Here is a 14225-nt window from a genome sequence, read left to right on the forward strand (position 1 = left end):
AATGATCCGTTTTCCCTTGCTCGACCAGACACCTGCTAATGGTGTGCCATAAACCCATCTAGCATATTAAAATCAATGACTTGAGATTAAGGAGAAGAGAGCAGGAGGAGAAATGGTCCGACGAATGGCCAGCGAACGGGGAAAACGGCGGGATTTACGTCGCCATGCGGCGACGCTCTTCGAGGAGCTTCTTGAATAGCCTTTATTTTCAGATGGTTGGCGCGTTCCCGAATGGCGACACCGAATCATCCGGCGACGCCTCCGGGCGACATCACGATGCTCAGGTGAGGGCCTTGACCAGGATCTTGGACTTGCGCGCGTGGTTGTAGGTGTCGCGGCGCAGCGGTGGCAACGCCTCGATATCGGCCAGGCGAAAGCCGTGCTCGAAGAACCAGTGGGTGGTGTGGGTGGTCAGCGCGAACAGCGCCGAGAGGCTCAGGCGGCGAGCCCGCCGCTCGATCTCGGCGAGCAGCAGCTCGCCCCGCGCGCCACCCCGGTAGTCATCGTGGACTGCCACGCAGGCCAGCTCTCCCATCTTGGCGTCGCCGAAGGTGTGCAGGGCGGCACAGCCGATGATCATGCCGTCGCGCTCGATCACCAGGTAGTCATCGATCTCGTACTCCAGCCGCTCGCGAGAGCGCGGCACCAGCATGCCCCGGCGCTCGAGCGGCTCGAGCAGCTCGAGCAGGCCGCCGATATCGCCCAGTTCCGCCAGACGCAGCTGCTCGTAGCGATGTTCGGTGATCATGGTGCCCACCCCGTCACGGGTGAAAAGTTCACCGAGCAGAGCGTCATGGTCGTGCCAGGAGAGCAGGTGGGTGCGCGCCACGCCGTGTCGCGCGGCGACACAGGCGGCGCCGAGATGCCGGGCCAGTTCGCTCGACGGGTCGGCCTGCTGGAGTGGCGGCTCGGCTTCGGCCGGGGTCAGCTGGCGCTGCAGTTGGCCGCTGCGGTCGAACAGCCCGCTGGCCTCGCCGAGCAGGATCAGCTTGTCGGCACCGAGCGCCGTGGCCGCATGGCGGGCCACCTCGGCGGCATCCAGGTCGAAGACCTCGCCGGTGCTGGAGAAGCCCAGTGGTGGCAGCACCACCAGCGAGCCGCGCTCGAGCAGGCCCTCGATGGCCTGCGCGCGCACCCGGCGCACCTCGCCGCTATGGTCAAAGTCGATCCCTTCGCGCACGCCCAGCGGCTTGGCCATCATCAGGTTGCCGGAGACCACCGTCATCTCGATGCCGTGCAGCGGCGTATTGGGCAGACCCGGCGAGAGCCGCGCCTCCAGCCACAGTCGCTGCTCGGCGGCGATGCGTTCGACCTGTGCCATGATCGCCTCGTCGGCCACCCAGCGTCCCCGATGGCGCCGAGGGACGATGCCTGCCTCATCCAGCGCCTGCTGCACCCGGGGACGAATGCCGAACACCACCACCAGCCGCACGCCCAGGGTGTGCAGCAGCGCCAGGTCCTGGATCAACTGCTCTCCTCGCCCGCTGGCCATGGCCTCGCCCTCGATCAGGATCACGAAGGTACGCCCGCGGTGGGCATTGATGTAAGGAGAGGAATTGCGGAACCAGTCGACGAAGGGGAAACGAGTATCCAAGGCCGCACTCCGGCAGCAGGTGAGCGAAGGGGGAGTCGAACACCACTATATCAGAGCGACGAAAACGGCGGCACCGGCAAGCTGCCCGTCAGCATGGAATCCGCCGCCGCAAAAGAAAACCCGAAGGCCGAGGCTTTCGGGTTTCCTTGTAGCACATAGCTCGTAGCTCGTAGCTCGCGTCTAGCCGAACATGCCCTTGAAGGTGAAGAAGAACAGAATCGCCAGCCCCGCGCCGGCCGGCAGGGTGATCAGCCACGACATGGCGATGGTGCCGATGACCCGCAGGTTGAGCGCCGCCATGCCGCGGGCCAGGCCCACGCCGAGCACCGCCCCGACCAGAGTCTGGGTGGTGGAGATCGGCAGGCCGGTACCCGAGGCCAGCACCACGGTCACCGCGGCAGCCAGGGTGGCAGCGAAGCCGCGGCTCGGGGTGAGCTCGGTGATGCCGGTACCCACGGTGGCGATAACCTTGTGGCCGTAGGTGACCAGGCCGACGACGATACCGCCGCCGCCCAGCACCAGCACCCACCAGGGCACCAGCGCAGCGCCCCCGATCTCGCCACCACTCTGCACCACGCTGATCACCGCCGCCAGCGGCCCCACGGCGTTGGCCACGTCGTTGGAGCCGTGAGCAAAGGCCATGGCACAGGCGGTGAAGATCATCAGCACGCCAAACACCCGCTCGACGCCGGTAAAGCCGAACTGGTCGGTCTGGCGGTTGGACGCCTTGACGCGGCGCTCCATCGCCACGCCCAGCGCCGCTACCCCCAATCCGGCGAGGATGGAGAACAGCAGGCTGACGCCGAAGCCCAAGTCCAGGCCGACGTGCTTGAGGCCCTTGGTGAGGGTTACCATGGTCACCGCGAAGCCAACCAGGAACACGTACATGGGCACATAGCGCTTGGCCGCGGCGAAGGGATCACGCGCCTCGAAGATCAGGTGTTGCACCGACTTGAAGAGGGTGAAGGCGATGGTGCCGGCGAGCAGCGGCGAGACCACCCAGCTTGCAGCGATGGTGCCCACCGCCCCCCAGTCCACCGCCCCCGCTCCCAGGCCGGCCACCGCGAAGCCGACGATGGCGCCGACAATGGAGTGCGTGGTCGACACCGGCCAGCCCTTCATGGAGGCGACCAGCAGCCAGGTCGCCGCCGCCAGCAGCGCCGCGAGCATGCCATAGACCAGCAGCTGCGGGTCTTCCTGCAGTAGCTCGGGGTCGATGATGCCCTTGCGGATGGTATTGGTAACCTCGCCCCCGGCCAGCCAGGCGCCGAGGAATTCGAAGATCACGGCGATGATGATCGCCTGCTTGATGGTGATGGCCCGCGAGCCCACCGAGGTGCCCATGGCATTGGCGACATCGTTAGCCCCGACGCCCCAGGCCATGAAGAAGCCGAAGAGACAGGCGAGGATGATGAAGATCTCACCGTGCTGCGCAATGATCGACATAGGGAGGGTTCCCTTGTTGCGGTCGGAAGAAGGTCGATATGACACGGCCCCGGGATCGCCGGGGCCGCTGGGGTCAGTTGGCCGTCATGATCTGCAGGCGGCTGCCGACGCGCTCGGCGCGGTCGGAGAGCTCGCCCACCCAGTCGATGATCTTGTAGAGAAACATCACATCCACCGGGGGCAGGCGATCCTCGAGCTCGAAGAGCTGGCGACGAATCGCCACCTGCTGACTGTCGGCCTGCTGCTCGAGCACATGCAGCTCGCGGATCAGCTTCTGCATCACGTCGGAGACGTTGCGACCGAAACCGGATTCGAGCAGGTCCTTGAGCTCTTCCAGCGCGTGACGGGCCTGGGCCACGCAGGCCACCGCCGTGCGCATGTAGTCGCGCATCGGCTGAGCCAACTCCTGGGGCGTCTGCATCTTGCGACCCAGCATGATGCCGGTGATATCCCGGACCTTGTTGGCAATCTTGTCCTGGACACTGATCAGATCGAGCAGGTCGGAGCGCGACACCGGCAGGAACATGGTATTGGGCAGATTGAGACGCAGCTCGGTCTTGAGCTCGTCGGCTTCGTGCTCGAGACGTGTGATGGTCTCGCGATGCTGGGCGGCGGTGTCCCAGTCACCCACGAGGGAGGCCTCGAAGAAGGGCAGCAGCTCGTCGGCACACTCGCTGGCCTTGACGATATGCGCCAGCAACGGATGGAATGGCGAGCGACCGAACATCGCGGAGAAGGGATTGGATGTCACCATGGGGCATCTGTGAACCTGAAAAATGGCGGCATCAGTATAGTGACTGACACCGCCACCGTCATGAAAAAATCATCCAAAATTCATCAAAACGAGGTGGCGCTTCAATGGCAGATGAGATCGAGCTCAAACTGGCCCTGGGGGCCGAGGCACCCGACACGCTGCGCCACCATCCCCGCCTGGCAGGCCTCACCCCTTCGCTCACCCGGCTAGGCAATACCTACTACGACACGCCCGAGGGCGACCTGGAGCGGGCGCGCATGGCACTGCGCCTGCGCCGAGCCGATGATCGCCTGCTGCAAACCCTCAAGACCCGGGGACAGGGGGGTGGCGGCCTGTCGACCCGTGGCGAATGGGAATGGGACGTGCCGGGTCCGGATCTCGACCTCGCCGGCCTGGCCACCCTGCCTCCCATGGCTGAACGCGACCCGCAGTGGCTCGAACGCCTGGTGCCGCGCTTCGCCACCGACTTCGAGCGCGAGACCTGGTGGCTGGAAGAGGACGGCCTGACCGTGGAACTGGCCCTGGACCTGGGTGAGATCCGCGCCGAGGGACGCAGCGTGGCCATCCGCGAACTGGAACTGGAGCTCAAGGCGGGTGAGCCGGCAGCGCTGTGGGCATTGGCCGACGCACTGGCCGACGAGGTGGCACTGCGCCCCTCGGACACCAGCAAGGCGGCCCGTGGCGGGGCGCTGCTCGACAGGGGGTGGACGCTGCCCGAGGCCCGCAGCCCCGCGGGCTGGCTGCATCGCGCCGCGGTGGCGCTGGATGCCCTGGCCGATACCGGCCGGGATGCCTGGCGCGACGAGGCGCGCCAGGCCTTCCAACGCCTGGCCGAACCGGGCGATGATGCCCTCGACGACGAGACGCTGCGCGACGACGCCCGCCGGCTTGCCGAGGCACTAGGAGGCGGCGAGCCCTGGCTGACCCCGGCCTTCGGCCGACGGATGCTGCGGCTGGCCCGCCGGCTGCCCGGCGACGTCGACCTGGCCTGACCGGCCGCAGCCACCACAAGGACGCCTTCCGTGAACCATATCCCCAAGCCCGGCGGTGAAGGCCTGCGCACGCGGGTCTTCCAGATCATCTTCGAGTCCGATACCCCGCTGGCCAAGGGCTTCGATATCGCCCTGATCGTGGCAATCCTCACCAGCGTTCTGGTGGTGATGCTGGAGAGCATCGAGAGCCTGCGCGCCGACTACGGCAGCCTATTCTTCTGGCTGGAGTGGGGCTTCACCCTCGTTTTCACCCTCGAGCTGGCACTGCGTCTCTACTGTCTCAAGCGCCCGCTGCAATACCTGAAGAGCTTCTACGGGATCGTCGACGTGATCGCCATCCTGCCCACCTGGCTGACGCTGATCCTGCCCGGGGCCCAAACCCTGGTGATGGTGCGCCTGCTGCGCACCCTGCGCATCTTCCGGGTGCTGCGCCTGATGGAGTTCGTCGGTGAGGGCCGGCTGCTGATAGGGGCGCTCAAGCGCAGCAGCCACCAGATCTTCCTGTTCCTGTTCACCGTGTTCATGCTGGTGTCGATCTTCGCCTCGATCGTCTACCTGATCGAGCCCCGGGAGGCCGGCTTCACCAGCATCCCCACGGCGATCTACTGGGCCATCGTCACCCTAACCACGGTGGGCTATGGCGATATCGTGCCGGTGACCCCACTGGGCCAGGCGATCTCGGTGATGGTGATGCTGATCGGCTACTCGATCATCGCGGTGCCCACCGGGGTCTTCTCTGCGGAGGTGATACGCTCGATTCGCGCCGATCGCTACTCCGATGAGGCCTGCCCGGGCTGCGGACACGACCGCCACGAGCAGCGCGCCAAGTACTGCCTGCTGTGCGGCACCTGGCTCAATGAAGACACCCCCGACCCGAGGCTCTCCGAGGAGGAACAGGAAGCCTGGTGGCGCGAGCATGATGGCGGTGGGAACACGGACGAGTCGGATTCACCGCCGGCCCGCTGAACCGGCGGCGAGCAGGGGTCAGGCCTGAAAGGGAGTGACGTCGCCACGACCCTCGCGAAGGATCTTCGGCGGCAGGTCGCGCAGGTCGATCACGCTGGTGGGCTCCAGGTGGCAGGCGCCGCCGTCAATGATCAGGTCGAGGTGCGCGCCGAAACGCTCGCGGATCTCCTCGGCATCGGTCATCGGCAGTTCCTCGCCGACCGGAATCAGGGTGACGCTCATCAGCGGCTCGCCCAGCGCGGCCAGCAGCGCCCGGGTGATGGCATGGTCCGGCACGCGCACGCCGATGGAACGCCGCTTGGGATGCAGAAGCAGCCGCGGCACCTCGGTGGTGGCATCCAGGATGAAGGTATAGGCCCCCGGCGTATGAGCCTTGAGCAACCGGAAGACGTCGTTATCCACCTTGGCGTAGGTGCCGATCTCGGAGAGATCGGAGCAGACCAGGGTGAAGTTGTGCTTGTCATCCAGCGAACGCAGCCACTTGATCTTCTCGATGGCCTTCTTGTCGCCCAGGTGGCAACCCAGCGCGTAGCCGGAATCCGTCGGATAGGCGACCACACCGCCGCCGCGGATGATCTGGGTGGCCTGATCGATCAGACGCTTTTGAGGGTTGTCGGGGTGGATCTGGAAGAACTGGCTCATGAGAGCTCCCTGTTCGGTGGCCGGTAAAAGGTATCTGTCACTATAGCGCGTCGCGACCTCTCACCACCGCCTCAGTCGGCCGCCTGGGCGGCGATATCGGCCAGGCGCGGATGGGTCCAGACCGGCGGCGTGGCAGTGCGCGGCACCGGGCTCATGCTACCCGGCGCCAGGTGGCCGCCGGGGAAGTGGAAGTCGCTGCCCACCGAGCCGTAGAGGTCGCGCTCCTGGAGCTGGCGCGCCAGGTCGCGGGTCACATCGGCATTCTGGAAACCGCTGACCAGCTCGGCGGCCTGCCCCCCGGCCGCGGCGAACTCGTCAAGCAGCAGGCCGCGCTTGCGTCGGGTCAGGCCGTGGCGCAGCGGGTGGGCCAGCACCGCCACCCCGCCGGCATCGAGGATCCAGCCCACGGCCGTGGAAAGGAACGGCCAGTGGGCCTTGATGTCGCCGGCCTTGCCGTTACCCAGATGCTTCTTGAAGGCGGTGCCGATATCGGGCACCAGCCCCGCTTCCACCAGCGCCCTGGCGAAGTCCGGCCGGCCCAGCGGGCGGGCGGATCCGGCCTGCTCGCGAGCGCGTGCCAGGGCATCGACGAGCCCGACCTTCTCCATGCGCTCGGCGATCTTCAGCGAGCGGCACTCCCGAGCCTGGGCCTGGGCGGCGAGCCCGGCCACCAGGTCGCCCCGGGGACCCTCGGGCAGCAATCCCACCACGTGAATGTTGATACCACGCCATTGCGTGGAGAGTTCGGTACCGGGGATCAGCTGGATCCCCACGCGGCTCGCGGCCGCCTGTGCCTCAGCGATGCCGTCCATGGTGTCATGGTCGGTCAGTGCCATGTGGGTCAGCCCCCGGGCACAGCATAACGTCACCACCTCGGTTGGCGGCAGGGCGCCGTCGGAGGCGGTGGAATGCATGTGCAGGTCGATGGTGAGGGGCTCGCCCTCGAAGCGCACGGGAAGTGCTGGCATGGGCATGACGCCGGCAGGTGACTTTGTCAGAATACCCGTTCATGTTGCGTGTCCGACCCATGACGGTCAATGCCGGATGCCGGCCGCACTCGCGGCGCGGACCGCCCACCATGGAGGAAGTCCCGAGATGCTCTACGCCATCATCAGTGAAGATGTGAATAACAGCCTGGAGCGGCGTCTGGCCGCCCGTCCCGACCACCTGGCTCGCCTCGAGGCACTGCGCGACGAGGGCCGCCTGGTGCTGGTCGGCCCCCACCCCGCCATCGACAGCGAAGACCCGGGCGAAGCCGGCTTCACCGGCAGCCTGGTGGTTGCCGAGTTCGAGGATCTGGAGAGTGCCCAGGCCTGGGCCGATGCCGACCCTTACATGATCGCCGGCGTCTACGCCAAGGTGGTGGTAAAGCCCTTCAAGAAAGTCATGCCCTGAGCCCCGCCGTGACCGCTTCCGCCGATGCCCTTCCCCCGCTGTGCCGCCTGGAGAGCGCCCACCTGGCGTGGCGCCAGGAGGGGGATGGCGAGGAGGCACCCCACTCCACGACCTTCGACGATGTCTACTTCTCGCGCCACGACGGCCGTGCCGAGACCGAGCATGTGTTTATCGCCGCCAACCGGCTGCCCGAGCGATTTGCCGGCTGGCAGGCGTCGCGCCCCTTCGTGATCGGCGAGACCGGCTTCGGCACCGGGCTCAACATGCTCTGTGCCTGGGCCTGCTTCGATACCCATGCACCGCCGGCCGCCCGACTCCACCTGGTCTCCACCGAGAAATTCCCGCTCCGCCGCGACGATCTGGCACGCGCGCTGTCCGCCTGGCCGGACCTGGCCGAGCGGGCCGCGCGCCTGGTCGCCCAGTGGCCCGAGCCGGTGGCCGGCGTGCACCGGCTGTGGCTCGACGCGCGCGTCACCCTGGACCTGCATTTCGGCGACACCAGCGAGCGGCTGGCGCTGCTCGACGGCCGGGTGGACGCCTGGTTCCTCGACGGCTTCGCCCCCGCCAAGAACCCCGAGATGTGGCAGCCCGCGCTGTTCGCCGCCATGGCGGCCCGCTCGCGTCCCGGGGCGACCCTGGCAACCTTCACCTGCGCCGGGGTGGTCAAGCGCGGCCTCGCCGCCGCCGGCTTTTCCTGGCGCAAGGTGCCGGGCTTCGGGCGCAAGCGCGAGATGCTGGCCGGCGAGATCGACGAACCCGCCGCGGATCGCCGACGCGAGCGCACGCCCTGGTTCTCGCCCCCCGCGCCGTCCCGTGCCCGCCATGTCGCGGTGATCGGCGCCGGGATCGCCGGCGCCAGCACCGCCGCCGCCCTGGCAAGGCGCGGCGTGACGGTGACGCTGATCGACCGCGAGGGAGCCGGCAGCGGTGGGTCCGGCAACGCCCAGGGGGCGCTCTACGTCAAGCTCGCCGCCGACACCAACTTCCAGAGCCGGACCTACCTCGCCGGCCTGCTGCACAGCTGCCGCTGGCTCGAGGCCCTCGACCCGCAGCGCGAACTCTGGGCGCCCTGCGGCGTGCTGCAACTGGCCACCAGCGCCAAGGAGCAGGCTCGCCAGGCGCGCTTCCTGGCCCATCATCCCCTGCCGGAAAGCGTGGTGCGGGGCGTGACGGCGGACCAGGCCTCGCGACTGGCCGGCACGCCGATCGACCACGCGGGGCTGGAGTATCCCCAGGCAGGCTGGGTACGCCCGGCCGCCCTCTGCGCCCGCCTCGCCGACAGGCCGGGCATCACGCTGCGACGCGCGGAGGTGCTCGATATGACCCCGGCCGCGGAGGGCTGGTCGCTGACGCTGGCCGACGGCGAGCAGCTGGCCGCCGACCAGGTGGTGGTCGCCAGCGCGTCGCTGGCCAACGGTTTCACGCAGACCGCCAGCCTGCCGCTGCAGCCGGTGCGCGGCCAGGTCAGCCGGCTCACGTTGCCACCGGGGGCGCCTGCGCTGGAGCGGGTCATCTGCGCGGGCGGCTATGTGTCGCCGGCGCTGGACGGCACACTCACCTTCGGCGCCACCTTCGCGCCTCGCGAGACGGAAGCCGATGTGCGTGAGGCCGACCACGCCGCCAACCTGGCAGAACTCGAGAGCACCCTGCCGGCCTTCGTGGATGCCCTGCGCGACGCGGGGGCCCGGCTCGACCCCGATCACCTGGAGGGCAGGGCAGCAGTGCGCGCCGCCAGTCCCGACAAGTCGCCCTATGCCGGCCCGGTGCCCGATGCCGAGGCCTGGCAGGCCGACTATGCGGGCCTAGCCAAGGATGCCACTCGCGTGCCAGAGGCGCCCGGCCGGCATCATGCGGGGCTGTGGATCAGCGCCGCCCATGGCTCACGGGGATTGGCCAGCGCGCCATTGTGCGCGGAGCTTCTCGCATCACGGATCTGCGACGAACCGCTGCCGCTGGAGCAGCCGCTGGTGGACCACCTCCATCCTGGGCGACGGCTGATCCGCGACCTGGTGAGGGGAAAATGACCCACAGGACCCGGAGCCCATGCTGATAAGCGCTGCCGGCCGCCCCTCGGGTCAAACCCCAGCCCTGGCACCAGGCCCCCTCATGGTGCACCTTCGCCGGCGAGGGCACCCTCCGCCGGGGTCTGACCCACGGGGGCTCCAAGGGCTGCCGAGCCGGTGGTTGGGAAACCTCGACGCTACCCCTCTTCCTCGTCGTCGGCCAGGTCGCGGCCGAAGGCGCGCCACTGGGCCAGGGTCATCACCTCGGTAGACTCGGTCTTGAGGTCATGGGCGATCAGCAGCTCACCGCACTCAAGCTGGCGCTTCAGCTGGGCCACCCAGCCGCGCATGCCCTCCTGGGTGTCGGTGGTATCGTAACCCTGGCGGGTGACGAAGGCCTCCAGCAGGGCGTCGAGGGTGTCGCCCGGCAGCATGCGGGACGGCACTTCGATAAAGCGGTCGCCGTTCATCACGCCTCCTCCTGTTGCGTCTGTGCGTCTCCCCTCTCCCAGCGCTCCAGGCGGGCGAGAAAGGTGGACTCGTCAATAACCTCGACTCCCATCTGCTCGGCCTTCTCCAGCTTGCTGCCCGCTGCCTCGCCGGCCACCACGCAGGCGGTCTTGCGAGAGACGCTGCCCGCCACCTTGGCGCCCAACGCCTGGAGTCGCGCCTTGCCCTCGTCGCGGGTCATGCTCTCCAGGGTGCCGGTGAGCACCCAGCTCTGCCCCGCCAGCGGCTGAGGACGCTCGCCGACCTCTTCCTCCTCCCAGCTCAGCCCGCAGGCGATCAGGTCGTCGATGGTCTCGCGGTTATGGGGCTGGCGAAAGAAGGTATACACATGGGCGGCGACGACGGGGCCGACGTCCTCCACCCCCTCCAGCGTCTCCTGGTCGGCCTCCATCAGCGCCTTGAGCGTGCCAAAGTGGCGCGCCAGGTTGGCGGCCGTGGCCTCGCCCACCTCGCGAATCCCGAGCGCGTAGATGAAGCGAGCCAGGGTCGTGTGCTTTGCCTTCTCCAGCGAGGTGACCAGATTCTCCGAGGACTTGCGGCCCATGCGCGGCAGCTCTGCGAGGCGCTGGGCCTCGAGCCGGAAGAGGTCCGCCGGCGTGGTGACCCAGTCGCGCTCGACCAGCTGGTCGATGAGTTTCTCGCCCAGGCCATCGATGTCCAGGGCACGGCGCGAGGAGAAGTGCTTGAGGGCCTCCTTGCGCTGAGCGGGGCAGTAAAGCCCGCCGGAGCAGCGCGCCACGACCTCGCCCTCCAGATGCTCGATCTCCGAGCCACAGGCCGGACAGTGCGTGGGAAAGACGATCGGTTGCGCATCGGCCGGACGGCGCTCTTCCATTACCCGCACGATCTGGGGAATGACGTCGCCGGCCCGGCGGATCACCACGCTATCGCCGATCATCACGCCGAGCCGGTCGATCTCGTCGGCGTTGTGCAGGGTGGCATTGGAGACGGTGACCCCGGCCACCGAGACCGGCTCGAGTCGGGCCACCGGCGTGATCGCCCCGGTGCGGCCGACCTGGAACTCCACGTCGTTGAGCCGCGTGGTCTCCTCCTGGGCGGGAAACTTGTAGGCGATGGCCCAGCGCGGGGCGCGCGCCACGAAGCCGAGCTCACGCTGAAGGCGCAGATCATCCACTTTGATCACCACGCCGTCGATGTCGTAATCGAGGTCATCGCGTTTCTCGCCGAGCCGCCGACAGTAATCGATGACCCCCTCGGCCCCCTCGACCACCGCCAATTCCTGGCTGGTGCGAAAGCCGTAGTCGCCTAGCCTTGCCATCAGCTGGCTGTGACTGACGTCGTCACTCGCCGGCTCAAGGCGCGCCACCTGATAGGCACTGAACTCCAGCGGGCGCCGCGCGGTGACCCGGGGGTCGAGCTGGCGCAGACTGCCCGCCGCGGCGTTGCGGGGATTGGCGAAGACCTTGCCGTCGGACTCGCGACCGCGCTCGTTCAACATCTCGAAGCCCGCATGGCTCATGATCACCTCGCCGCGAACCTCCAGCAGCTCGGGAGGGTCGTCGCCACGCAATTTCAGCGGGATGGAACGCAGGGTGCGCAGGTTGGAGGTGATGCCTTCGCCGGTGCGACCGTCGCCGCGAGTGGCACCACTGACCAGCATGCCCTGCTCGAAGACCAGCGACACGGCGGCACCATCAAGCTTGGGTTCACAGCAGAAGGCCAGCGGCTCACCATGATCCTCGAGACGGTCGGCGACACGCCGGACAAACGCCTTTATCTCCTCTTCGTTGAAGGCGTTGTCCAGGGACAACATCGGCACCGCATGCTCGACCTCGGGAAAACCGGCATCCGGCGCGGCACCCACCCGCTGAGTCGGCGAATCGGGGGTTACCAGCTCGGGATAGGCGTCCTCGAGCTCCTGCAGGCGCCGCAGGCGGCGGTCATAGTCGGCGTCGGTAAGCTGCGGCTCGTCGAGCACATAGTAGCGATAGTTGGCGTCATCGAGCTCGGCACGCAGGCGCGCCACCTCGTCGAGGATCTGCGGGTCGGCTTGGGTCATGATGTCCCTGGTCTGGTATCTCGAAGGCACGGCTATTCTCGCACACCCGCTTTTCGGCTGCCCATAATGAAATAACCCCATGAAATCATGGGGTTATTTCGTTCGGCTGACGACAGTGACGTCGCGGCTAGTTGACCTGAAAGCGATTCAGACGGTTGCGCCGTTCAAACTCCTGAACCCGCTGGCGAGCGAACTCTACCGTCTGGGCGGTCATCACGCTCTGGTTCTCATCCTTCAGCTCGCCGCCGAGATGACGGACGATGACCATGGCGGTCTCGACCATTGCCTCGAAGGCGGCCGCGGTATCGCGGGCGCCGGGCAGCGGCATCAGCAGCGTGATGCCCTGAGTCTGGAAGTCGTCCATGGCCTCGATGGGGAACGTCCCCGGCTTGACCACGTTGACCATGGAGAACTGCAGGCGGCTTTCCGGGTCTTCGGTCTCGAAGCGATGGAAAATGCCCATGTCGCGGGCGTAGCGCAATCCGCAGGCCAGCATCAGATCAAGCAGTGCCGTGCCGGAGAAGCCTTCTTCGTCGCGGGCCATGACGCTGATGACGATGATCTCGTCGGCCTGGCTCAGGGTCTCGCGGGCATGCTCGGCGTTGACATCGTGGCGCAGGGCCCGCTCCAGCACCGGGTGGGTGCGAACCACATCGTCGCGCTGTGGCGTGTCATCCCTCGCCTCCTGGCCAGGCATGTCTTCGACAGGCATGTCCTCGGGCCAGGGCGACCCACCGTGGGAGGAGGAAAAGTACGCATCCTCCTCGGCGGTGGGCATCGCCTCGGCGTCCAGGCGACGCGCCTCGACGTCTCGGGCGGCCCTTTCGTCCTCGGCCTGCTGACGACGCGACGCCTCGCGAGCGGCTTTCTCGGCGCGTGCCTGCTCGCGGCGGATCTTCTCGCTACGCTTGTGCTCGCGTCGCTCGGCCAGGCCCTTCTGCAGAGAAGCGCCGAAGCGCTGCATGGAAGAACCCATCCGTTTAGAGCCGCTCTTCAGTGAATCGCCCATGCCGTCCAGGTCCACCAGGCGGTACTGCTCCTCGTCGGTGTAGGCGTCATGGTGATCCTCGGGGTCGGCTGCCAGGCGGGGCTCAGGACGCTCAGTAGCTGCCGCGGTGTCCGCAGGTGCCTCGTCGTCCAGGCCATCCAGGCTCGAGAGCCCCGGTTCGCGGCGCTCCTCGGTATCACTAAGGGGCCCGACTGGCCCCTGCTGCGTTGCCCGATCCCGAGAAGGAGGTTCATGGCGGGAACGTACCGGGGCAGGATCGTGATGCGCACGAAACTCGGGCTCACCACTTGCCGAGCTGCCGGCACCTCGGGACTTGGCCGCCGCAGCATCAGGCGCGCCCCCCGCCCCACGGTCGTCGTCCGCGGATAGACCACGGCCAACTGCCGGATCGTCGCTCCCTGCCTGGGCATGGCGTCGAAACTCCGACAGCACACGCGAAGGGCCAGGATGTTCCTGGCGCTGCAACTTGGGCTTGGGTTGTACGCCCCGGGCATCCGCCGGCCTGACGACCCGCGCCCCTCCATTGGGCAGCTCCCAGTTGATTTCGGCCGCGCGGGCCGCGGCTTCTGGGTCCTCGTCGCTCCCTGCGGGGCCACCCTCGTCCCGGTCCGAGACCTGGTCGAGACGTGGAACGCGACGCTGACGCTGCAGGCGACGCACACCATCGATGACGATGAGTGTCACCAGCGCCAGCCCTAGTAAGATCAGCCACTCTCTTAGTTCCATGGGTCGTCATGCCTTTTGCTAAGGCGCCATGCCTGATGGTTGTCCGTCAACAGCATAGCGCGATTGCCAAAAAAAGGGCCACTTTTTTTGTTTGTCAAGCTCGGCATTTTCCTGCCGCAACTCGACCGGGCCCATCGCAATCGCCCTTCAGGTTCCCCGTGCTTCCGT

General features: G+C 67.4%; 12 protein-coding genes. 4 read left to right on the plus strand and 8 right to left on the minus strand.

Annotated features, from left to right (window positions below; genetic code table 11):
* Window positions 1-280: 280 nt before the first annotated feature.
* The 3 genes from argA to FHR95_RS06495 all read right to left on the minus strand — a co-directional run bounded on the left by argA (window position 281) and on the right by FHR95_RS06495 (window position 3794).
* Window positions 281-1594, minus strand: a complete 1314-nt coding sequence (gene argA, locus FHR95_RS06485; RefSeq protein WP_183313816.1) for an amino-acid N-acetyltransferase — start codon at window positions 1592-1594, stop codon at window positions 281-283.
* 180 nt (window positions 1595-1774) lie between these two features.
* On the minus strand, window positions 1775-3040 hold the full coding sequence (locus FHR95_RS06490) for an inorganic phosphate transporter (protein ID WP_183313817.1): 1266 nt from the start codon (window positions 3038-3040) through the stop codon (window positions 1775-1777).
* Window positions 3041-3113: 73 nt separating this feature from the next.
* Window positions 3114-3794: a TIGR00153 family protein gene (locus FHR95_RS06495; protein WP_040185216.1), complete on the minus strand. Its 681-nt coding sequence runs from the start codon at window positions 3792-3794 to the stop codon at window positions 3114-3116.
* 104 nt (window positions 3795-3898) lie between these two features.
* Between FHR95_RS06495 and FHR95_RS06500 the strand changes: the two genes are divergently transcribed.
* Both FHR95_RS06500 and FHR95_RS06505 read left to right on the plus strand, forming a co-directional pair.
* Complete coding sequence (locus FHR95_RS06500; RefSeq protein ID WP_183313818.1) at window positions 3899-4786, plus strand: CYTH domain-containing protein; 888 nt, start codon at window positions 3899-3901, stop codon at window positions 4784-4786.
* Window positions 4787-4816: 30 nt separating this feature from the next.
* Complete coding sequence (locus FHR95_RS06505; RefSeq protein WP_040185212.1) at window positions 4817-5752, plus strand: ion transporter; 936 nt, start codon at window positions 4817-4819, stop codon at window positions 5750-5752.
* A gap of 18 nt (window positions 5753-5770) precedes the next feature.
* Here the strand turns inward: FHR95_RS06505 and FHR95_RS06510 are convergent, their stop codons facing one another.
* Both FHR95_RS06510 and FHR95_RS06515 read right to left on the minus strand, forming a co-directional pair.
* Window positions 5771-6394 carry an L-threonylcarbamoyladenylate synthase gene (locus FHR95_RS06510; protein ID WP_040185210.1) on the minus strand — a complete coding sequence of 208 codons (624 nt, stop codon included), beginning with the start codon at window positions 6392-6394 and terminating at the stop codon, window positions 5771-5773.
* Window positions 6395-6465: 71 nt separating this feature from the next.
* Window positions 6466-7368 (minus strand): PHP domain-containing protein, encoded by a 903-nt coding sequence (locus FHR95_RS06515; RefSeq protein WP_040185208.1) that lies wholly within the window; start codon window positions 7366-7368, stop codon window positions 6466-6468.
* Between the two features lie 121 nt (window positions 7369-7489).
* On the opposite strand from FHR95_RS06515, the gene FHR95_RS06520 reads away from it, so the two are divergent.
* Window positions 7490-7789 carry a YciI family protein gene (locus FHR95_RS06520; RefSeq protein WP_040185206.1) on the plus strand — a complete coding sequence of 100 codons (300 nt, stop codon included), beginning with the start codon at window positions 7490-7492 and terminating at the stop codon, window positions 7787-7789.
* Window positions 7790-7797: 8 nt separating this feature from the next.
* Entirely contained in the window at window positions 7798-9813 is a 2016-nt protein-coding gene (gene mnmC, locus FHR95_RS06525; RefSeq protein ID WP_183313819.1) for a bifunctional tRNA (5-methylaminomethyl-2-thiouridine)(34)-methyltransferase MnmC2/FAD-dependent 5-carboxymethylaminomethyl-2-thiouridine(34) oxidoreductase MnmC1, read from the plus strand.
* A 176-nt stretch (window positions 9814-9989) separates the two neighbouring features.
* Here the strand turns inward: mnmC and FHR95_RS06530 are convergent, their stop codons facing one another.
* The 3 genes from FHR95_RS06530 to zipA form a co-directional block, all read right to left on the minus strand.
* Window positions 9990-10262: a YheU family protein gene (locus FHR95_RS06530; protein WP_040185195.1), complete on the minus strand. Its 273-nt coding sequence runs from the start codon at window positions 10260-10262 to the stop codon at window positions 9990-9992.
* Window positions 10262-12322 (minus strand): NAD-dependent DNA ligase LigA, encoded by a 2061-nt coding sequence (gene ligA, locus FHR95_RS06535; protein ID WP_040185194.1) that lies wholly within the window; start codon window positions 12320-12322, stop codon window positions 10262-10264. Before ligA ends, FHR95_RS06530 begins: the two co-directional genes overlap by 1 nt.
* A 127-nt stretch (window positions 12323-12449) precedes the next feature.
* Complete coding sequence (gene zipA / locus FHR95_RS06540; protein WP_183313820.1) at window positions 12450-14057, minus strand: cell division protein ZipA; 1608 nt, start codon at window positions 14055-14057, stop codon at window positions 12450-12452.
* Window positions 14058-14225 lie beyond the last annotated feature (168 nt).

Origin of the sequence: Halomonas fontilapidosi (assembly GCF_014192285.1) — a bacterium.
In the GTDB taxonomy this organism is placed as follows: domain Bacteria; phylum Pseudomonadota; class Gammaproteobacteria; order Pseudomonadales; family Halomonadaceae; genus Halomonas; species Halomonas fontilapidosi.